This window comes from Microbacterium sp. Leaf436 (assembly GCF_001424715.1).
GTDB lineage: Bacteria > Actinomycetota > Actinomycetes > Actinomycetales > Microbacteriaceae > Microbacterium.
Genome location: NZ_LMRB01000003.1, coordinates 630,263 through 650,187, shown reverse-complemented (window position 1 = coordinate 650,187; position 19,925 = coordinate 630,263). Strand labels below are relative to the sequence as shown.

The following is a 19,925-nucleotide window of genomic DNA, read 5'->3' as shown; positions in this document are numbered from 1 at the left end:
CTGCCTCACCGCGCGTCGAGCAGGGCGTCCTCGTCGTCGGCATCGCGGTCGCGGGGGAGCTTGCGCGAGCGGTGCAGGGCGACCGGGTCGACGCGGCGGCGGCCCTCGTCGGCGCGCACGGGCGCGGCGGCGGGAACGACGCCGTCGTCGTCGTCTTCGGCGTCCTCCCGGCGCAGGCGCCGTTCGCTCACGATCACGTAGGTGATGAAGCCGAAGCCCATGAGGGCGAAGAGGATCCACTGGATCGCGTACGACAGGTAGGGGCCGGGATCGTTGCTCGGGGGGTCGACCGTCAGCGGCGCGGTCGCCGGGGCGGGGGTCTCGGACATCAGCAGTCCGTACGCGCCGGGCTCGAGGGGACCCGTCTGCTCGGCCACGAGACCGAGGTTGATGGTGGGAACCTGGCCGGCTTCCGCGGTGCGGCCCGACGTGGGGGCGGCCTCGCCCGGACGGAGGCGGACCTCGACGGTCACCTCGCCGGACGGCGGGTCGGGGATGTCGTCGGGGAGCGACTGGCTGTTGCCGGGCGGGAGCCATCCGCGGTCGACGAGCAGCGTGCGTCCGTCGTCGAGGCGGAAGGGCACGAGCTGCTCGTAGGCGGCGGAGCCGCCGTGGGCGCGGTTGCGCACGAGGAGCTGCTCGTCGGCGAGGTACCGGCCCTCGAGGCGCACGGGCCGCCACTCGTCGGAGGGGGTGAGCTCCGCGCCGGCCGCGAGCAGATCGCCCAGGGCGACCGGGGCGGCGTCGTAGTTGTTCGCCACGAGCTCGAGCTGTTCGCTGCGCTCGGCGTTGCGCGAGAACTGCCAGTTCGACAGGAAGGCGCACGCGATCGCGAACAGGATCGCCACGCCCACGTACATGGCCCAGCGCGCGGCGGCGGGGGTCTCGCGGGCGCTCACGCCGCACCGTCCCTCTGCCGCGTCTCGCGCGCGCTCACCTGCAAGCTTTCGGCCACGCCTTCCAGCGTACGTCGATCGGCGGCGTGCGCGAGTTCATCGCGCGTCTTGAGCGAGGGCGGCGACGTCGACGGGAAAGTCCCGGGCGTGGAGGAACTCGCGGAGGTAGGCCACGTGGGCGTCGCAGGCGACCCAGGTCTTCCTGCGGTCGGCGGCGTGGATGCGGGGATTGCGCCAGCCGATGACCCAGACGGCGGCGTCACGGCATCCGGCGCGCGAGCACTCGGCGGCGGCCTCGGTCACGACCGGTCGTCGCGCGGCGGGGCGAGGCGCGGGCTCTCGGCGATGCGGATGACGAGCGGCTCGTCGGCGGCGGGAGCCGGCGTCGGCGCGGCCGGCCGCGGTGCGTCGATGGCGCGTTCGGGGTTGATCGCCGTGCTCGGTGCGGCGTCCTGGCCGACGTTCGCCACGATCACGGCGAGGTAGGGCAGGAAGATCGCCCCCGCGGCGAACACGAAGGTGTACCAGCCGTAGGGAGTGATGACCGCCATCGCGATGAAGCAGGCGATACGGATCCCCATCATCACCATGTACTTGGTGAAACGGGAGTCGGCGTCGTCCCGGGGTGCCTTCGGGAGCGACGTCGCGGATTGGGCACGGGACGGTGTCTTCACAGTGAGACCACAGTACGCCCGTCACGAACGCACGGGGTGGGTGGACGCCACGTCTGTTCGACGTCGTGACAAGCGCGTCGCCCCCTCCCCGTGCGGTCCACGCGGGAGGTGCCGCGGCCTCAGGAGTATCGCGACCCGGGTGCGCTCGCGAGCGCTCCGATGAAGATCGCGAACGCGATGATGGCCAGCACGCCGAGGGCGAGCGTGGCGTAACCGATGATCACGCCGGCCAGGGCGAGGCCGCGGCCCTTCTCCCCCCGGGACTTGATCTGAGAGAGCGAGATGTGCCCCATCACCACCCCGGCGATCTGGCCGATGACCGGCAGCACGAACACCCCGGCCAACGACGCGATGAACGAGACGATCGCGAGGGTGTTGGTGCGCGCTGCGGCGTAGCCGTAGCCGTAGGCGGGCGCACCGTAGGCCGCGGTCGCCTGGTCGTACGCGGGTGCACCGGAGGGGGAGTCGTACGCCGGGGCTCCGTACGCGGGGGCGCCGTAGGCCGGTGCGCCGGAGGTGGATGCCGCGTCGCCCGCCACGTCGTAGGGCGGGGTGGCGGGAGCACCGTACGTCGGGGCGGTCGGGGCGGAGCCGTACGGCGCGTCGGGAGCGGCACCGGGGGCCGGAGCCGAGGCTGCCGGGGCCTCGGGAGCCGTACCGGATGCCGACGGGGCACCGTCGCTCGAGACGGCGTCGCCGCCGTCGAACGGGCTCGCGCCGGGCGAGGGGTCGCCCGTCGGGGGAGCGTACGGCGACACCGGCACGCCGGAGGCGTCGGCGCTGGCGTCGGACGAACCGGCGGGCTGGTTCGGGTCGGTCGTGCGGTCGTCGCTCACGGGGTCCCTTTCATCGTGCGTCGCTCCAGAGTTCCAGCGCCGCTCGGGCCGTGTCAAACCTCCGGGGCTCGCGGGAGGCGGGCGGCGGTGCGGTGGGGGCGCGCGGACGGGTGGCATCGGGTTCCCCCGCGCCCGTCGTCGTGGGTGCCGTGCTCCGTGCCGGTGCCCGTGCTCCGCGGCCGCGCTTCGAGCCCGAGCCCCGAGCCCGCGCTCCACGGCTCGGACGTCAGCCTCGGTAGGCTGAGTCGGTTCCGTCCCTCGCAAGCGCAGGAGTCTCACCCATGTCTCAGGACCGCGTCGTCGTCGTCACCGGTGGAAACCGGGGCATCGGTCGTGCCATCGCCGAGCGGTTCGTCGCGGAGGGGTGGCGCGTCGCCGTCACCGCCCGCTCGGGCGAGGGCCCCGAGGGCACTCTCACGGTGCGCGCCGACGTCACCGACGCCGCCGCCGTGGACGCCGCCTTCTCGCGGGTGGAGGCCGAGCTCGGACCGATCGCCGTGGTCGTGGCCAATGCCGGCGTCACGAAGGACACTCTGCTGCTGCGCATGACCGAGGATGATTTCGACAGCGTCGTGAACACGAACCTCGGGGGAGCGTTCCGCGTGGTCAAGCGTGCCTCGAAGGGCATGCTGAAGGCACGGTGGGGCCGCGTCATCCTCATCTCCAGCGTCGTCGGACTGTACGGTTCGGCCGGTCAGATCAACTACGCGGCGTCGAAGAGCGCCCTCGTCGGTTTCGCCCGCTCACTCACGCGCGAGCTCGGGGGGCGCGGGATCACCGCGAACGTCGTCGCTCCGGGCTTCATCGAGACAGACATGACGGCCGAGCTTCCGGCCGACACGCAGGCCGACTACAAGAAGAGCATCCCCGCGGGGCGCTTCGCCTCTCCCGACGAGGTCGCCGGTGTCGTCACCTGGCTCGCCGGCGATGACGCCGCCTACATCTCGGGCGCCGTGATCCCGGTCGACGGCGGCCTCGGCATGGGGCACTGACGAGGCAGGACCCTCCTGGGGCGCGGGTCGTCGGCCGACAGGGTGCACGTCACGACGGTGAACGGGATGCCGTGCCGGCGGTCGTCGTGGAGCGGGCTCGGGTCGGTGGGGATGCGTGCCGAGACCGTCAGCACCGCGCCGTCGGTTCGCCGGCGCACGACGAACCACACCCGGCCATGCAGGGCGCGGCGCCGTCCACGCCCGCCGCGTCAGCGCGGCAGCAGCGCGATGACCTGGGCCAGGTCGACGTCGCCGATCACGAGGTCGGCGCGCTCGCGCACGGCGGGCTTGGCGTTGAACGCCAGCCCCAGGCCGGCCGTCGCCATCATCTCGAGGTCGTTCGCGCCGTCGCCGATCGCGAAGGTGAGCGAGAGGGGCACGCCGTGTTCCGCCGCCCAGGCGCGCAGCGTCTCGGCCTTCGCCGTGGCATCCACGATCGCGCCGTCGACCTCGCCGGTGAGCGCGCCGTCGACGGCGACGAGCCGGTTGGCGCGCCAGACGTCGACTCCCAGGTCGGGGGCGACGGTGTCGAGCACCTCGTGGAACCCGCCCGACACGACGCCGACGACCCCACCGCGCTCGTGCACAGCGGCGATGAGTTCGCGCACGCCGGGCGTGGGTTCGATGCGGGCGATCGCCCGGGCGAAGGCCTCGGTCGGCACGCCCGTGAGGGCGGTGACCCGCGAGCGCAGGCTCGTGGCGAAGTCGACCTCGCCGCGCATCGCGGCCTCGGTCGCCGCGGCCACCTCGGCGCCTCGGCCGGCTTCGTCGGCGAGGAGTTCGATGACCTCATTGCGGATCAGGGTGGAGTCGGCATCGAGCACGACGAGGAATCGGGCGGGCGCAGGCACGCGCTCGACCCTAGCGGGTCGGGCCGCGGGTCCCGCGTCGCGCGGCGTCACGCGCGGCGCCGTCACCGGCATCGCCGCGTAGGCTTTCGCGGTACCCCGAACCCCTCAGAAGGGACCCTCCATGGCCGATGTCGAGAGCTTCACCCTGGATCACACCGCCGTGCTGGCGCCCTACGTGCGCCTGATCGGCACGGAGTCGGGCCCGCGCGGCGACGTCATCTCCAACTTCGATCTGCGCCTCGTGCAGCCGAACGAGCAGGAGATCCCCACGGCGGGGCTCCACACGATCGAGCACCTGCTCGCGAGCCTCGTGCGCGACCGCATCGAGGGTCTCATCGACATCTCGCCGTTCGGATGCCGCACCGGCTTCCACGTCATCATGTGGGGCGAGCCCGCGGTCGCCGACCTCGTCGAGGCCATCACGGGCTCGCTGCGCGCGATCGCCGAAGACGTGCAGTGGGATGACGTGCCCGGCACCGACGCGTTCAGCTGTGGCAACTACCGCGACCACAGTCTGCACAGCGCCCGCGAGTGGTCGAAGGTCGTGCTCGACAAGGGCATCAGCAGCGACGCGTTCGCGCGCGTGGGCGTCTGATCCGACGTCGGTGCGGAGGCGGTGATCAGCCGGGACGCGTTCACGCGCGTGGGCGTCTGATCTGACGTCGGTGCGGAGGCGGTGATCAGCCGAGACGCGTTCGCGCGCGTGGGCGCCTGAACGAGACCGGATGCCAGAAGGGGCGGCGACCGTGATGGTCACCGCCCCTTCTGGCATCCAGGATCCCCGCATCCCGGGTCTGGATCACGCTCACGCGTGGACGTGCACGTCCTTACCGACGACGGTGATGCCCGTCTCGGTGACGGTGAAACCGCGGGCCAGGTCGCGTTCGCGGTCGACGCCGATGGTGGCGCCCGGTTCGAGCACGACGTTCTTGTCGAGGATCGCGCGGTGGATGCGGGCTCCCGCGCCGACCTGCACGCTGTCGAAGAGCACCGAGTCGGTGATGGTCGAGCCGCCACCCGCGAGGGCCCAGGGGCCGACGACGCTGCGCTCGAGGTGGGTGCCCGAGAGCACCGAACCGAGCGAGACGATCGAGTCGATCGCGTTGCCGATGCGTCCGACCGAGTCGCGCACGAACTTCGCCGGCGGGGCGTTGAACGTCTGCGAGTAGATCGGCCAGTCGGTGTTGTACAGGTTGAAGATCGGCAGGGTCGAGATCAGGTCCATGTGGGCGTCGTAGAACGACTCGATCGTGCCCACGTCGCGCCAGTACGAGCGGTCGCGCGGCGTGGAGCCCGGAACGTCGTTGCGCTGGAAGTCGTAGACGGCCGCTTCGCCGCGGTCGACGAACCAGGGCACGATGTCGCCGCCCATGTCGTGCGCCGAGGTCGGCAGCTCACCGTCGTGCGTGACGGCTTCGACCAGCGCATCGGCGTCGAAGATGTAGTTGCCCATCGACGCGAGCACCTCGTGCGGGGCGTCGGCGAGTCCGGTGGGGTTCTGCGGCTTCTCGAGGAACGCGCGGATCTTCGTGGGGTCGGTCGGGTCGGTGTCGATGACGCCGAACTGATTCGCGAGCCCGATGGGCTGACGGATGCCGGCCACCGTGGCGCGGGCGTCGGAAGCGATGTGCGCGTCGAGCATCTGCTTGAAGTCCATGCGGTACACGTGGTCGGCACCGATGACGGCCACGATGTCGGGCTTCTCGTCGCGGATGAGGTTCATCGACTGCAGGATCGCGTCAGCCGAACCCGAGAACCATCGCTTGCCGAGACGCTGCTGCGCCGGCACCGACGCCACGTAGGCGTTCAGCATCGGCGACATGCGCCAGGTCTGCGAGATGTGGCGGTCGAGGCTGTGCGACTTGTACTGCGTGAGCACGACCAACTGACGCAACCCCGAGTTGATGAGGTTGGAGATGGCGAAGTCGATCAGGCGGTACTGGCCTCCGAACGGCACGGCGGGTTTCGCGCGGTCGGCCGTAAGGGGCATGAGACGCTTTCCCTCGCCGCCGGCGAGGATGATTCCGAAGACCTTCGGCGCTGCAGGCATGGCACCACACTAGGGGTCGAAAACTCCCGCGACTACACGCGGCGCGTCGCTTGACGGGTGTACTACCGTTCGTGTCATGCGCGTCGACATCGTGACCAAGGAATACCCGCCGGAGATCTACGGCGGTGCGGGTGTCCACGCCACCGAACTGGTCCGCGCGCTGCGTGCCGAGGGCACCGAGGTGCAGGTCCGCGCCTTCGGTGCGGCGCGCGACGAGGACGACACGACGTCGTACGGCGTCCCGGCGGAGCTCTCCTCCGCGAACGGCGCGATCCAGACGCTCGGCACCGACCTCGAGATCGTCTCCGACATCGCCGGCGCCGACGTCGTGCACTCCCACACCTGGTACGCGAACTTCGCCGGACACCTCGCGTCGCTGCTGCACGGCATCCCGCACATCGTCACCGCGCACAGCCTCGAGCCGCTGCGCCCGTGGAAGGCCGAGCAGCTCGGCGGCGGCTACGCCGTGTCGAGCTACATCGAGAAGACCGCCTACGAGGGAGCCGCCGCGGTCGTCGCGGTGAGTTCGGGTATGCGCGACGACATCCTGCGCAGCTACCCCGCTCTCGACCCCGCCAAGGTGCGCGTGATCTACAACGGCATCGACACCGAGTCGTGGCATCCGGTGTCGGACGACGCGTTCCTGTCGTCGGTCGGTATCGACCCCGCGCGGCCCTCGGTCGTGTTCGTCGGGCGCATCACCCGTCAGAAGGGGCTGCCCTACCTTTTGCGCGCGGCGGAGCAGCTGCCCCCCGAGGTGCAGCTGGTGCTGTGCGCGGGTGCGCCCGACACCCCGCAGATCATGGCCGAGGTGCAGGAGCTCGTGCGTGGACTGCAGGCCACGCGCGACGGCGTCGTCTGGATCGACCGACTGCTGCCCCGGGGCGAGCTGTGCGCGATCCTCACCTCGGCGACGACGTTCGTGTGCCCCTCGGTCTACGAGCCGCTGGGCATCGTCAACCTCGAGGCCATGGCGTGCGGTGCCGCGGTCGTCGGCACGGCCACCGGGGGGATCCCCGAGGTCGTCGTCGACGGCGTCACCGGCCGTCTCGTGCCGATCGAGCAGGTGCAGGACGGCACGGGCACTCCCGTCGACCCCGAGCGCTTCGTCGACGACCTGGCCCGCGTGCTCACCGAGGTGGTGACGGATGCCGAGACCGCCCGCGCCTACGGACAGGCCGGTCGCCAGCGCGCCATCGACGACTTCAGCTGGGCGGCGATCGCCGAGACCACGGCGGCGCTGTACGCGGAGGTGGCGGGGAAGTAGCGGATCGGCGCCGGCGGGTGCGCGCGGTACGCCGAGGTGGCGGGGCCGCGGCCCCTCGCCGCGCGGGCCGCGTCGCACCCGGCCCGGCGGGTCGGGGCCAGTAGGCTAACCCCATGCCGCAGGTGCTCGAATTCTCCGATGTCGTCGTCCGCCGCAACGGTCGGGACATCGTGTCCCACCTCGACTGGACGGTCTCGGATGACGAGCGCTGGGTCGTGCTCGGGCCGAACGGCGCCGGCAAGACCACGGTGCTGCAGCTCGCCGACACGCTTCTGCATCCCACCTCGGGCTCCGTCACGATCCTCGGCGAGCAGCTCGGGCGCACCGACGTGTTCGAGCTGCGCCCGCGCATCGGCTTCGCCTCGTCGGCCATGGCCCGCCGCGTGCCGCCCGAGGAGAGCGTGCTCGACGTGGTGCTCACCGCCGCGTTCTCGGTCGTGGGGCGCTGGCGCGAGGACTATGACGACATCGACGAGCGTCGCGCACTGCGGGTGCTCGCCGAGTGGAAGCTCGACCACCTCGCCGACCGCACGTTCGGCACGCTCAGCGACGGCGAGCAGAAGCGCGTGCAGATCGCCCGCGCCGTCATGACCGACCCCGAACTGCTGCTGCTCGACGAGCCCACGGCCAGCCTCGACCTCGGCGCGCGCGAGGAACTGCTCGCGCTGCTGTCGGGATACGCGCAGGCCCCCACGACGCCCGCGATGGTGATGGTGACGCACCACGTCGAGGAGATCCCCGTCGGATTCTCGCACGTGCTGCTGTTGCGCGACGGCGAGGTCGTGGCATCCGGACCCCTCGATGAGGCCCTCACCGCCGAGAACCTCTCGTCGACGTTCGGGCTGAACATCACGCTGACGCACGAAGCCGGCCGCTACGCGGCGCGCGCGGTCTGAGCGCGACCGGCGTTCGCGCGCGGGCCTGGTAGACTCTTCCGTTGGTGCCTACGGCGCCGCCGACTTTGACGTCCTGGCAGAATCCAGGGCACCACTTCTCAAAGGACCTCCCATGCAGACTGACATCCACCCCACGTACAAGGCCGTCGTCTTCCGCGACCTCGGTTCGGGCGACACCTTCCTGACCCGTTCGACGGTCTCGAGCGACAAGACGATCGAGCTCGACGGCGTGGAGTACCCCGTCATCGACGTGGAAATCTCGTCGGCCTCGCACCCCTTCTACACGGGTAAGCAGCGCATCATGGACTCGGCCGGTCGCGTCGAGAAGTTCAACCAGCGCTTCAAGAACTTCGGCGGTCGTTGATCCCCACGGATCCGTCGCGAAAGCCCCTCGTCCTTCGGGACGGGGGGCTTTTTCGTTCTTGTCAGCGCGGTGCGGCGGGGGAGGTGTGCGGTGGGAGCGCGGAGTCGTTGGGCGCGAGCGAGGAGTGGTGCGGTGCGAGCTAGTTGTGTGGGGCGAGCTAGCCGTGGGTGCGAGCTAGCCGTGCAGCGCGAGCGAGCCTGACCGTTCGTACGCACCCAGGTCGGCGCGCCGGTCGGTCCACATCCGCTGGTCGCCGCGGACTGCATCCACGAGGGCGGGATCGATGTCGGCGATGGCCAGTCCCTCGCGTTCGGTGACGTCGGCGATGCGGCGGCCGAGGGGGTCGAAGATCGCCGAGCCGCCGATGAAGTCGCTCGGGGCGCCGACGAGACCGCTGTAGACGACATAGATGCCGTTGTCGAGCGCGCGTGCGGCCAGGTGCAGGTCGCGACGGCGTTGCCCACCGGGGAAGTACGCTCCGCTGTTGAGATAGACGGTGGCTCCCGCGGAGGCCGCGGCGGCGGCGTGCTCGGGGAAGTTCGCGTCGTAGCAGACCGACAGGGCGAGCTCGACGCCGCCGACCTCGAAGGAGTATCCGCGTGTTCCCGGGGTGAAGATCGCCCTCTCGGGTGCGTGGAGGTGCTGCTTGGCGTAGGCGGGGTGAGGGGATCGACCGGGGGCGATCAGCAGGTCGGTGAGAGTGCGGTGCTCGCCGAGCTGAAGAGCGGTGTTCACGACGGCGACGACGCCGGTCTCATCGACGACGCTCTGCAGCGGGTGCAACCAGGCGACATCGTCGAGGTGCGGCAGGACGCCCGCGAAGACGGTCTCGTCGTAGCCGGTGAGGAACGCCTCGGGGAAGACGACGACATCCGCTCCCCGGGCGGAGCCCTCGGCGACGAAGCGGGCGGTTTGAGCGACGTTGGGTTCGAGCTCGCCGGGAACGGCCTCAGCCTGGACGGTGGCGATGCGGCAGGTCACGGGGACAGTCTGGCAGGGAGGTGCGGGGGACTCGCGGCCTCGCGGGCGACGCGGGGGTGGTGTGTGCGACTGGCGGCCGTGCGGGCGGGCGGGGGTGATCTGCGCGACTCGCGGCTACTCGGGTGGGACGGGGTGAGGTGTGCGACCGGCGGCCTCGCGGGCGGGGCGGGGGTGATGCGCGTGACTCACGGCTTGGCGGGAGGGTGGGGGTGGTGCGCGACTCGCAGCCTCGGGGGCGGGGTCGGCGGGGTCGGGGGTGATGCGCGATAGGCGCCTTTCCTAGAACGGTGGGGGATCGGTGCCGTACGTGCCGCCGAGGGGCGACGTCCAGGCCGTGGGCCCGCCGGTCGTGTGCGCGATGTCCCATCGCGACTCGTGGCGTAGGCGATGGTGATGTCGGCACTTCGGGTCGAGGTTGTTGTCGTCGGTGGTTCCGCCGTCGGCCCAGGCGGTGAGATGGTCGATGTCGCAGTCTCGGGCCGCTCGGCCGCAGCCGGGGAAGACGCAGGTGGGTGAGGTGACGCCGAGCCACCGCCGCAGCGCGGCGGGAACGCGATAGGTCTTGCGGTCGAGAACCAGCGGCGCCCCGGTGACGGGGTGGGTGAGGAGACGGATCCACGACGTGGCGGTGCCGGCGAGCCGCCGGGCCGTGTCGAGGTCGATGGGGCCGTAGCCCTCCAGCGTCGCGGGCTCGGTGTCGGCGCCGAGAAGGGTGAGAGCGGGAATGGTGACGACGACGGTCGCCGGGGGAGCCGCGCGGAAGGTGCGCGGTGCTGTCCCTGATGTCGGCGCGCCGGCCGGGCGCGCCTCGGTGGCCGTCGTCGCACCCTCAGCGGGAACGGGCACATCTTCGCTCGTCATCGTGACGAGGTCGGCGAACGCGTCCGCTCGCAACTGCGCCAGCGTGCGGTCTTCGTCGTCGCGCGAGCGGAGGTGACGGGCCGCCTGATCGAGCGTGGACATCACGGCTCTCGCCCGATCGGCGGGCAGGAGCGCGTGCAGCGTGGCCATGCCGTCGAGCTCGGGCGTCATCCATACGGCACGGTCGTCTGCGGCGCGACGGTGCCGGGTTTCGAGGGACTCGGCGTGGACGCGCTCGCGCACCGCCCTCGCCGCGACGAAGAACTTCGCGGGTGGGAGGACGAGCGCCCGGGCGCACACCTCATCGTCGAAGCGATGGAAGGCTGCCGTATCGCCCGCGGGGAGGGTCGACGCCAAACGAGCCGCGTCGACGGCGTGCTTCTCGGATATGCGACCGTCGCCGAACGCCGCCCAGAGCTGCGGACAACCGCCGACCAGCGTGCGTGCGTGGGCGGCGCGCGTTCGCACGGTCTGCTCCGAGAGGTGCAGCCGCACCGCGATCTCGGCGACGGCGGCGCGTTCCGCGAGGTCGACGCGGTCGCGCCGCACGGCTCGGGGCGTCCGCCCCCGGGCGTCGATCCAGGCGCGGTCGAGCGTGGGGTCGGGCCCGACCCAGGGCGCCGGGTCGAACGCCGCGTCGTCGAGGACCGTGAGAATCAGCCGGTACTCCTCGGCGGTCGCCCGCTGGCGCTCGCTCACAACGGTCTCGAGATGCCCCAGCCGCGCGTCGAGGTCGGAGGCCGCGTCGGCTGCGCCGTGACCCCGATCGTGCGGGCTCTGGATCTCGAGGGGCGCGTCATCGTCGGTGGGTTCGGGCGCGGCATCCGTCCACCACTCGACGTCGCCGCACTCGCGCAGCGCTGCCCACTCGGCATCCAGGTCGAGGTCGTCGTCGGTCGGCCACGGCACCCCGTCGCACGCCCGGAACACCGGCGTCGGCCGGTGAGCGGGACGTGCGGTTCGGGTCATGGGAGAACGGTATCGGGGACCTCCGACATTGGCCCGGGGACGGGCGCCGGGGAGGGGGATGGATGCGGGAGCACCGCTCGCCCGGTCCGGCGGCCACCCGGGCGATGCCGGGGAGCGGGCAGAAGTCGGCTCAGGCGGAGCGGCGAGCGGGATGGATGCCGGAAGCCCCCGGATCAGTCAGACTTGGCGTCAGCGGATCGGCTGTGCCGCGTCGTGAAGAAAGCCATACCCCCGCGGACCGGCCCGGCCCCACCGAGCGGGGCAGGCGCAGATCAGCGGATCGGCCACGCCCCATCGAGCGGCGCAGCCGTGGCATCCAGCCGACCGATCTTCACGAAGTACTCGCTGAGGCTCGCCGCTTGCGCGCGGGCCCAGGCGATCTGGCGGGTGTGCAGTTCGTCGAGGGTGGGTGGCATCCAGGGGCCGAACTTCTCGGCGAGGGCCAGGGCGAGACGGCCCGCGGCGACCGCGTCGGCGCAGGCCTCGTGGGCGGATTCGAGCGGAACGGCGTAGTGCTCGGCGACGACCGACAGCGTGCGCTTGCCGCGCCGGTACCGGTCGTACGTCTTGTCGACGACGAGCGGGTCGATCACGGGCGCGGGGGAGTGGATGGGCTCGACACCGTGGCGCAGGGCCTCGTACTTGAGCATCGAGAAATCGAACGGGGCGTTGTAGGCGACGACGGGGATGCCGGCGGCGAACAGCGCGCCGAGCGCCTCGACGACCTCGGCGACCACGCGCGGGGCGGGGTCTCCCTCGGCGCGCGCGTGCGCGGTGGTGACGCCGTGGATCGCGGACGCACCCGCGGGGATCTCGATGCCGGGATCGGCCAGCCAATCGCGGGCGTCGACCACCTGCCCGTCGGCGTCGAGCACACCGACGTGCGCGGTGACGATGCGGTCGTTCACGACGTCGACACCGGTGGTCTCGAGGTCGAAGACGCCGACGACACGCGTCCACTCGGGAGTCTGGAAGAGCGGGAGCGGCTCGGCCTGCCACAGGGTCATGCGCCCACGGTAGAGCGGGGCTCCGACATGGCCGCCGAGGCGCGCAGGCCCGAAAGCGAAGAGGCCGTAGTCACGGGGTCCGGCGCCCGCGCCCGCTCCGCCCGGCACGGCGATGTCGGACCCTGCTCGTAGACTTCACGGATGCCGAACCCCTATGCCGCGCAGCTCGCCGAGATTCCCGTCGTGCGGCGCGAGGTCGCCCTGCTCGGTGGAACCACGGCGTACTGGGTCTACGGCGACGACACCGCGACGACGACGATCGTGGCGGTGCACGGGTTCCGCGGCGAGCATCACGGGCTCGATCCGGTCGTGGCGCATCTTCCCGGCATCCGGGTCATCTCGCCCGATCTCCCCGGCTTCGGTGAGACCGCCCCTCTCGTCGGGCATGCGCACGACCTCGACACGTACGCCGAGTGGCTGCGGCAGTTCGTCGAATCCGTCGCTCCGGATGCCGTCGTGCTCGGCCACTCGTTCGGATCCATCGTCGCGTCGGCCGCGGTCGCCGGTGGGCTCTCCACCCCGAAACTGATCCTGGTGAACCCGATCGGCGCGCCCGCGCTCGAGGGGCCGCGGGGGGTCCTCACGCGTCTCGCCGTCTTCTACTACCTCGCCGGGGCGAAGCTGCCGCGCCCGGTAGGCGAGGGGCTGCTGCGCAACGGGATCATCGTGCGCGTCATGAGCAACGCCATGGCGAAGACGCGCGACCCCGCGCTGCGTCGCTTCGTGCACGAGCAGCACGACGAGTACTTCTCGCGGTTCGCCGACCGCGACGTGCTGCACGAGGCGTTCGTGACGAGCGTGTCGCACGACGTGCGCGCCTTCGCGCCGCGCATCGCCCAGCCGACTCTGCTCATCGCCGCCGAGAAAGACGACATCACGCCGATCGAGGCCGAGCGGCACCTCGCGACGCTCTTCCCGAACGCCGAGCTGGTCGAGATCCCCGAGGTCGGGCACCTCATCCACTACGAGACGCCCCGGGCGGCGGCATCCGCGATTCGGGAGTTCCTCGCCTAGGCGCAGGGATGCTGGGGTTCTGCGGGCGCTTCGTCGACGGGGCCGCGCGGGGTGTCAGGCCGGCGGGTCGGCCCTGCGCGTCGGTGGGCACCTCGTCGACGGGGCCGCGCGGTGTCAGACCGGCGCGTCGGCCTTGCGCTTACGGTACGCGTTGACGTTCATGCGGTTGCCGCAGTTGCCCGCGTCGCAGTAGCGTTTCGAGCCGTTCTTCGAGAAATCGACGTACACGCCGTTGCAGTCGTCGGCGTCGCACACCCGCACGCGCCCGTACTCATCCGCGCGGATCACGTCGACGAACGCGAGCGCCGTCTCGACGAGGATGCGCGTGGCCAGCGGATCCGCCGGGTCGCTCGCGTGGATGTGCCAGTCGAGCCCGTCGTGCCGAACGAGCTGAGGAAGGGCACGGCCGTCGGCGAGCATCGCGTTCACGAGGGGCACCGCTCCGTCGCGGTCGACGCTCCAGAGGGGCAGCAGACGTCCCCGGATGCCGCGGACGGCGGCGAGCTCGCCCGCGTCGCGGGTGCGGGATCCGGTGTACCCGTGCCGCTCGATGAAGGCCTCGAGGTCGGACACGTCGGTGAGCGTGTCGGCACCGCTGGTGTCGGTCTGCGGCAGGGTGTTGACGAGTTCCACGGCGGCGCGCAGCACGAGCTCCGTGTCACGAATGAAGATCACGTTGACTCCTGACATGTCGAGGTCGTACTGTCACGAGTGTAAACGTTCTTCACTCCTGACAGCAGGCATCGCATGACCACGTCGTCCGTCACCCTCCCTCGCCCCACGCATCGCGGATCCAGCGCCGTCACCGGCCTCGCGATCGCGGTCGCCTCGGCCCTCGCCTTCTCCTCCAGCGGCCCGTTCGTCAAACCGCTGCTCGACGGCGGGTGGTCGCTCGGCGCGGTGCTGCTCGTGCGCATGGGCGTCGCCGCCCTGCTGCTCTCGCCGGCGCTCGTGCTCGCGATCCGGCGGCAACGCGGGTTCCTGCGCCGTCACGGTTTTCTGATCGTCTCGTTCGGTCTCACCGCCGTCGCCGGGTGCCAGCTGTTCTACTTCGCCGCCATGCAGCGCATGCCCGTCGCCGTGGCGCTGCTCATCCAGTACATCGCGCCGGTGCTGATCGTCATCGCCGTCTGGGTGCGCACGCGCCGTGCGCCGTCGAGAGCGGTGCTGATCGGCTCGGTCGTCGCGATGGCCGGTCTGGTGCTGGTGGTCGACATCAGCGGAGCCCGGTTCGACCTGCTCGGCACGATCTTCGCGCTGTGCGCGGCCGTCTGCGCGGCGGCGTACTTCGTCATCGCCGGACGAGCGGGCGACGACCTCCCCCCGCTCGCCCTCGCCGCGGGCGGCCTGCTCACCGGCACGCTGCTCATGGGCGTGCTCGTCGGCACCGGGGTGCTGCCGTTCGCCGCGCCGTCGATCACGGTGACGCTGGCGGGGCTGGAGCTCCCCGGCATCCTGCCCCTGCTGTGGGTCGGCGCGGTCGCCACCACCGTGGGGTACGCGCTCGGGGTGATCGCGGTGCCGCTCATCGGGTCGCGGCTGGCGTCGTTCGTTGGGCTCAGCGAAGTGCTCTTCGCCCTGGGCTTCGCGTGGCTGCTGCTCGGTGAGACGCCCGCGCCGATCCAGTTCGTCGGCGGAGCGTTGATCCTCGTCGGGGTCGTACTCGTACGACTGGATGCCGCGAGTCCGGCCGAGCGGAGCGCCGAGACGGCGAGTATCCCGGTGGTGCCGTCGCCGTAGGGCGGTGCGGCGGTGTGGGGAGTGGCCCGGGGCGTCGTGTGCGGCCGTGGGGCCGTCGGTGCGTGAGCGCAGACTGACCCGCCCGCCCCTGACCTAGATGTCCTCGCGCGCCAGCTGCATGAGCGGACCCACGCGGTAGCCGATGACCTCGCCCATCACGAGCGAGGTCTCGGTGCGCTCGACGCCCTCGATCGCGAGGATGCGCGCGTCGGTGTCGAAGAGGTGCTGCGTGTCGCGGCAGGCGACGCGCACGAGAAGGTCGACCTGGCCGCTGAGGCCGTGGGCCTGCAGCACCTCGGGTACCTTCGCGAGCTCCGCGCGGATCGCCGGCAACTCGGCCTGGCGCACGGTCACCTGCAGGAACGCCTCGATCGGGAAGCCCAGGGCCTCGGCCGACAGCGTGCGCTCGTACGACAGGAACACCCCGCCGCGTTCGAGGCGGCTCATGCGCGCCTGCACGGTGTTGCGCGAGAGGCCGAGCTTCTCGGCGAGTGCCACGACGGTGGCCCGCGGATCGGCGGCGAGGGCGCGGAGGAGGTCGAGGTCGACCGCGTCGAGCTTGCTCATGCTGCGAAACATTAGCAGCGGCGCGACCGTTCGCAATGGGCAGTGTGCTCAATATGACGGCGAGGTCTTGAGCGGGGTGCATTCCGCGCGTACGGTCGGCCTCGTCGGCGACGCTGCCGGCACCCGGACCGCCGACGCTCCCACGAGGGGCCCCGGCCGCACCTGGAGGGATGACGATGACGTACACCCAGACGCAGGATTCTTGGATCGGAAGAGCGCGCCACCACGACGATGAGGACGCCCTGCGGCTCCTGGAATCGGACGGGACCCGCGTCGCCGAGCCGACGCTCGATCCCTGGGTGAGCGACCTGTCTCCGCACGAGCTGCGCGCCCTCCACCGCGACATGGTCCTCACCCGCCGCCTCGATGCCGAGGGCGTCGCCCTGCAACGCCAGGGGCAGCTGGCGCTCTGGGCCCCGTGTCGCGGACAGGAGGCCACGCAGGTCGGAACGGCGCACGCCCTCGCCCCGGGCGACTTCGTCTTCCCGAGCTACCGCGAGCACGGCGTGCTCCTCGGCCGCGGCGCCCAGCCCGCCGACTACGTGCTCGCCTGGCGCGGCGAGGAGCACTCGGCCTACGACCACACGACCATCAACGCCGCCCCGCCCCAGATCATCATCGGAGCCCAGTCGCTGCACGCGACCGGGTGGGCGATGGGTGCGCAGCGCGACGGCTCCACCGACGTCGCCGTCGCGTATTACGGCGACGGGGCCACCAGCCAGGGCGACGTGAACGAGGCCATGGTGTTCGCCTCGTCGTTCCGCGCCCCCGTGGTGTTCGTCTGCTCGAACAACCAGTGGGCGATCTCCGAACCCGTCACCGTGCAGTCCGAGTTCCCCCTCGCGGGACGGGCGCCGGGGTTCGGCATCCCGAGCCTGCGGATCGACGGCAACGACGCGCTCGCCTGCGTCGCGGCGATGCGGTGGGCGCTCGACCGCGCGCGCCGCGGGGAGGGGCCCTCGTTCCTCGAGGCCGTGACCTACCGCATGGGTCCGCACACCACCAGCGACGACCCCACCCGGTACCGCGAGCCGGGCGAGGTGGAGGCCTGGGCGGAGCGCGACCCCATCGCCCGGCTCGAGGCGTACCTGCGCGCCGAAGGGATGCTCGACGACGGCGGCCTCGCCGAGGTCGCCCGGGCCGCCGACGCCCTCGCCGCCGAGGTGCGCGCCGCGTGCATCGGAGCCACCACCCGGGCACCCGAGACGATCTTCGACCACGTCTACGCCGAGCCGCACGCGGGGCTCGCGCAACAGAAGGCGGAGTACGCGCAGTACCTCGCCGGATTCGAGGTGTCGCGATGACCGCCCTCACCCTCGGTGCCGCCATCAACGCCGGCCTGTCCGAAGCTCTCGAGAGCGATGACAAGGTGCTGCTCATGGGCGAGGACATCGGCAAGCTCGGCGGGGTCTTCCGCGTGACCGACGGCCTGCAGAAGCGTTTCGGAGCGCAGCGCGTCGTCGACACCCCGCTGGCCGAGGCGGGCATCGTCGGTACCGCCGTCGGACTCGCCCTGCGCGGTTACCGGCCCGTCGTCGAGATCCAGTTCGACGGTTTCGTCTACCCCGCGTTCGACCAGATCGTCTGCCAGGTCGCCAAGCTGCACTACCGCAGCAACGGGCGGATCCGGATGCCACTGGTCATCCGCATCCCGTGGGCCGGGGGCGTGGGCGCCGCCGAGCACCACTCCGAGTCCCCCGAGGCGTACTTCGTGCACACCGCGGGGCTCCGCGTCGTGGCCGCCAGCAACCCGCAGGACGCCTACGTGATGCTGCAGCAGGCCGTGGCATCCGATGATCCGGTCATCTTCTTCGAGCCCAAGCGCCTCTACCACTCCAAGGGCGAGGTCGACCTGGACGCCGACCTCTCGGACGCCCCGCCCATGCACCTCGCCCGCATCGCCCGCGAGGGCACCGACGCGACGATCGTCACCTACGGCGCGCAGGTGCGGACGGCACTCGATGCCGCGCTCGCCGCGGAAGACGAGGGGATCTCGCTCGAGGTCGTCGACCTGCGTTCCCTGTCGCCCCTCGATCTGAACACGATCGCCGCGTCGGTGCGCAAGACCGGCCGGGTCGTCGTCACCCACGAAGCCGCCCGCGAGGCAGGTCTCGGCGCGGAGCTGGTGGCGAGCATCACCGAGCAGTGCTTCGAGTACCTCGAGGCGCCGCCGATGCGGGTCACGGGCCACGACATCCCCTACCCGCCGTCGAAGCTCGAGAAGCACCACGTGCCCGACCTCGACCGCATCCTGCACGCGGTGGACCGGGTGCTCGATCGCGGGACGGGTGCGGTCACAGCTGCCGCGACCCCCGCCGGAGTCCGCGTCGACGGGGGTGTCCGATGATCGCCGAGTTCCTGCTGCCCGACCTCGGTGAGGGACTGCCCGAGGCCGAGATCGTGCAGTGGCACGTGGCCGAGGGCGACGACGTCACCCTCAACCAGACCATCGCCGAGGTCGAGACGGCCAAGGCCATCGTCGAGATCCCCTCGCCGTACGCGGGCACCGTGCAGGGACTGCACGCCGCCGCCGGCGACGTCGTGGCCGTGGGGGCACCGCTGGTGTCCTTCGCCGTGGCGGGGGCCGACGATGAGCCCGACGCCCCCGCCGCCGCCGAGGGCCGGGCCGTCGAGACCGTCGTCGAGGCGCCCGTCGCGGCTCCCGCCGACGACATCGCCGCCCGCGCGACCCCGAACCTGGTGGGCTACGGCGCGGCTCCGTCGTCGGGCGGTCGCCCCCGGCGGCGAGCGCGCGGCGTCACCGCGACCCTCGACGCCGACGCCGCCGTCGACACCGCCGTGCGCGAAGCCGCCCCGCACGACGTGCTGCGCACCGGCCCCATCGATCTGCCGATGGAGCGCCCGCGCTCGACGCCGCCGGTGCGCAAGCTCGCGAAAGACCTGGGCGTCGATCTCGTGCTCGTCGCCGCCGCTCACCCCGGTGAAGCGGTCACGCGCACGCACGTCGAGGAGTACGCCGCGCGAGCGGACCCCCGCCTCGCCTCCACCCCCACGTCGACGGTCCCCCCGGCCTCGTCTCCCGGCGCGCGCGAGACCCGCACGCCGATCCGCGGAGTGCGCAAGCACACCGCCGCGGCGATGGTGCGCAGCGCCTTCACCGCTCCGCACGCGACGACCTTCCTCACGGTCGACGTCACCGCGACGACCGAGTTGCTGGCATCCCTGAAGCACGATCGCGCTCTCGACGGTCACCGCATCGGAGTGCTCGCGATCGTCGCGAAGGCCGTGTGCCTCGCCCTCGGGCGTACGCCGGCGCTGAACGCGCGATGGGACGAGGCGGCGGGTGAGATCGTCGAGCACCACTACGTCGGCCTCGGCATCGCCGCGGCGACCGACCGCGGGCTGGTGGTGCCGGTGATCCCGGATGCCGACGGCCTCGACCTCGTCGACCTCGCCGACGCGATCGCGGAACTCGCCGCCACCGCGCGGGCCGGGCGCACCTCGCCGGCGGCGATGACGGGAGGCACGTTCTCGATCACCAACGTGGGCGTGTTCGGCGTGGATGCCGGCACCCCGATCCTCAACCCGGGCGAGGCCGGGATCCTCGCCGTCGGGGCCGTTCGCCGCACGCCGTGGGAGCACCACGGCGAGATCGCGCTGCGCGACGTGCTGACGCTCAGCCTGTCGTTCGACCACCGTCTCGTCGACGGCGCCGAGGCGGCCCGGTTCCTCACCGACGTCGCCGGGGTGCTGCGCGAACCCGGGAGGGCGATGCTGCTGCGGTGAGCTCGGGCTGAGCGCTGGGGTGGCGAGTGCGTCGAGTGTCCAGGACACGCCGGGGAGGGGCTTCGGCGTGCGGCGTGTCTTGGACACTCGTGTGCGTGTGCGTGTGCGTGTGCGTGTGCGTGTGCGTGTGCGTGTGCGTGTGCGTGTGCGTGTGCGTGTGCGTGTGCGTGTGGGTTCGGGTTCGCGGCCGTGCGGCGTCGTGAGGCGGGTCGA

Annotated in this window: 21 protein-coding genes; 10 read left to right on the top strand and 11 right to left on the bottom strand. The window is 71.7% G+C overall.

Annotated features, from left to right (window positions below; all coding sequences use genetic code 11):
* Positions 1–5: 5 nt before the first annotated feature.
* The 4 genes from ASG45_RS12000 to ASG45_RS11985 form a co-directional block, all read right to left on the bottom strand.
* The gene (locus tag ASG45_RS12000) at positions 6–860 is read right to left on the bottom strand and encodes an SURF1 family cytochrome oxidase biogenesis protein (RefSeq protein WP_055837979.1); all 855 of its coding nucleotides are present in this window, start codon (positions 858–860) and stop codon (positions 6–8) included.
* 132 nt (positions 861–992) lie between these two features.
* Positions 993–1,199, bottom strand: coding sequence for a hypothetical protein (locus ASG45_RS11995; RefSeq protein WP_055837655.1), 207 nt, complete (start codon positions 1,197–1,199; stop codon positions 993–995).
* Positions 1,196–1,570 carry a DUF3099 domain-containing protein gene (locus ASG45_RS11990; protein WP_082516580.1) on the bottom strand — a complete coding sequence of 125 codons (375 nt, stop codon included), beginning with the start codon at positions 1,568–1,570 and terminating at the stop codon, positions 1,196–1,198. Before ASG45_RS11990 ends, ASG45_RS11995 begins: the two co-directional genes overlap by 4 nt.
* Positions 1,571–1,689: 119 nt before the next feature.
* Positions 1,690–2,406, bottom strand: coding sequence for a DUF4190 domain-containing protein (locus tag ASG45_RS11985; protein ID WP_055837652.1), 717 nt, complete (start codon positions 2,404–2,406; stop codon positions 1,690–1,692).
* A gap of 281 nt (positions 2,407–2,687) precedes the next feature.
* On the opposite strand from ASG45_RS11985, the gene fabG reads away from it, so the two are divergent.
* Positions 2,688–3,398, top strand: a complete 711-nt coding sequence (gene fabG / locus ASG45_RS11980; RefSeq protein ID WP_055837650.1) for a 3-oxoacyl-ACP reductase FabG — start codon at positions 2,688–2,690, stop codon at positions 3,396–3,398.
* A gap of 209 nt (positions 3,399–3,607) precedes the next feature.
* Here the strand turns inward: fabG and serB are convergent, their stop codons facing one another.
* Positions 3,608–4,249: a phosphoserine phosphatase SerB gene (gene serB, locus ASG45_RS11970; protein WP_055837644.1), complete on the bottom strand. Its 642-nt coding sequence runs from the start codon at positions 4,247–4,249 to the stop codon at positions 3,608–3,610.
* Between the two features lie 121 nt (positions 4,250–4,370).
* Between serB and ASG45_RS11965 the strand changes: the two genes are divergently transcribed.
* Positions 4,371–4,844, top strand: a complete 474-nt coding sequence (locus ASG45_RS11965; protein ID WP_055837641.1) for an S-ribosylhomocysteine lyase — start codon at positions 4,371–4,373, stop codon at positions 4,842–4,844.
* A 210-nt stretch (positions 4,845–5,054) separates the two neighbouring features.
* Here the strand turns inward: ASG45_RS11965 and glgC are convergent, their stop codons facing one another.
* A complete protein-coding gene (gene glgC, locus ASG45_RS11960) occupies positions 5,055–6,299 on the bottom strand; it encodes a glucose-1-phosphate adenylyltransferase (RefSeq protein WP_055837638.1) in 1,245 nt (414 codons plus the stop codon).
* A gap of 76 nt (positions 6,300–6,375) precedes the next feature.
* On the opposite strand from glgC, the gene glgA reads away from it, so the two are divergent.
* From glgA to ASG45_RS11945, 3 genes are all read left to right on the top strand, one after another.
* The gene (gene glgA, locus ASG45_RS11955; protein WP_055837635.1) at positions 6,376–7,566 is read left to right on the top strand and encodes a glycogen synthase; all 1,191 of its coding nucleotides are present in this window, start codon (positions 6,376–6,378) and stop codon (positions 7,564–7,566) included.
* A gap of 113 nt (positions 7,567–7,679) precedes the next feature.
* Positions 7,680–8,462 carry an ABC transporter ATP-binding protein gene (locus ASG45_RS11950; protein ID WP_055837633.1) on the top strand — a complete coding sequence of 261 codons (783 nt, stop codon included), beginning with the start codon at positions 7,680–7,682 and terminating at the stop codon, positions 8,460–8,462.
* 112 nt (positions 8,463–8,574) lie between these two features.
* On the top strand, positions 8,575–8,826 hold the full coding sequence (locus ASG45_RS11945) for a type B 50S ribosomal protein L31 (protein ID WP_055837630.1): 252 nt from the start codon (positions 8,575–8,577) through the stop codon (positions 8,824–8,826).
* 174 nt (positions 8,827–9,000) lie between these two features.
* Here ASG45_RS11945 and ASG45_RS11940 read toward each other — a convergent pair whose 3' ends face one another.
* The 3 genes from ASG45_RS11940 to ASG45_RS11930 all read right to left on the bottom strand — a co-directional run bounded on the left by ASG45_RS11940 (position 9,001) and on the right by ASG45_RS11930 (position 12,644).
* Positions 9,001–9,807: a carbon-nitrogen hydrolase family protein gene (locus tag ASG45_RS11940; protein ID WP_055837625.1), complete on the bottom strand. Its 807-nt coding sequence runs from the start codon at positions 9,805–9,807 to the stop codon at positions 9,001–9,003.
* 279 nt (positions 9,808–10,086) lie between these two features.
* Complete coding sequence (locus ASG45_RS11935) at positions 10,087–11,637, bottom strand: HNH endonuclease signature motif containing protein (protein WP_082516578.1); 1,551 nt, start codon at positions 11,635–11,637, stop codon at positions 10,087–10,089.
* A gap of 272 nt (positions 11,638–11,909) precedes the next feature.
* A complete protein-coding gene (locus ASG45_RS11930; protein WP_055837619.1) occupies positions 11,910–12,644 on the bottom strand; it encodes an exonuclease domain-containing protein in 735 nt (244 codons plus the stop codon).
* A gap of 141 nt (positions 12,645–12,785) precedes the next feature.
* Here ASG45_RS11930 and ASG45_RS11925 point away from each other — a divergent pair, with 141 nt between their 5' ends.
* Positions 12,786–13,658, top strand: a complete 873-nt coding sequence (locus ASG45_RS11925) for an alpha/beta fold hydrolase (RefSeq protein ID WP_055837617.1) — start codon at positions 12,786–12,788, stop codon at positions 13,656–13,658.
* A gap of 114 nt (positions 13,659–13,772) precedes the next feature.
* Here the strand turns inward: ASG45_RS11925 and ASG45_RS11920 are convergent, their stop codons facing one another.
* A complete protein-coding gene (locus ASG45_RS11920; protein ID WP_070408052.1) occupies positions 13,773–14,333 on the bottom strand; it encodes a CGNR zinc finger domain-containing protein in 561 nt (186 codons plus the stop codon).
* Positions 14,334–14,405: 72 nt separating this feature from the next.
* On the opposite strand from ASG45_RS11920, the gene ASG45_RS11915 reads away from it, so the two are divergent.
* Positions 14,406–15,398: an EamA family transporter gene (locus ASG45_RS11915; RefSeq protein WP_055837614.1), complete on the top strand. Its 993-nt coding sequence runs from the start codon at positions 14,406–14,408 to the stop codon at positions 15,396–15,398.
* Between the two features lie 93 nt (positions 15,399–15,491).
* On the opposite strand, the gene ASG45_RS11910 is transcribed toward ASG45_RS11915, so the two are convergent.
* The gene (locus ASG45_RS11910; RefSeq protein WP_055837611.1) at positions 15,492–15,965 is read right to left on the bottom strand and encodes an Lrp/AsnC family transcriptional regulator; all 474 of its coding nucleotides are present in this window, start codon (positions 15,963–15,965) and stop codon (positions 15,492–15,494) included.
* Between the two features lie 176 nt (positions 15,966–16,141).
* Here ASG45_RS11910 and pdhA point away from each other — a divergent pair, with 176 nt between their 5' ends.
* The 3 genes from pdhA to ASG45_RS11895 are packed head-to-tail and all read left to right on the top strand — an operon-like array spanning position 16,142 to position 19,712.
* Entirely contained in the window at positions 16,142–17,269 is a 1,128-nt protein-coding gene (gene pdhA / locus ASG45_RS11905) for a pyruvate dehydrogenase (acetyl-transferring) E1 component subunit alpha (RefSeq protein ID WP_055837970.1), read from the top strand.
* Positions 17,266–18,312 carry an alpha-ketoacid dehydrogenase subunit beta gene (locus ASG45_RS11900; protein ID WP_055837600.1) on the top strand — a complete coding sequence of 349 codons (1,047 nt, stop codon included), beginning with the start codon at positions 17,266–17,268 and terminating at the stop codon, positions 18,310–18,312. The genes pdhA and ASG45_RS11900 overlap by 4 nt, the downstream gene beginning before the upstream one ends.
* Positions 18,309–19,712 carry a dihydrolipoamide acetyltransferase family protein gene (locus tag ASG45_RS11895; RefSeq protein WP_055837597.1) on the top strand — a complete coding sequence of 468 codons (1,404 nt, stop codon included), beginning with the start codon at positions 18,309–18,311 and terminating at the stop codon, positions 19,710–19,712. The genes ASG45_RS11900 and ASG45_RS11895 overlap by 4 nt, the downstream gene beginning before the upstream one ends.
* Positions 19,713–19,925: the final 213 nt, after the last annotated feature.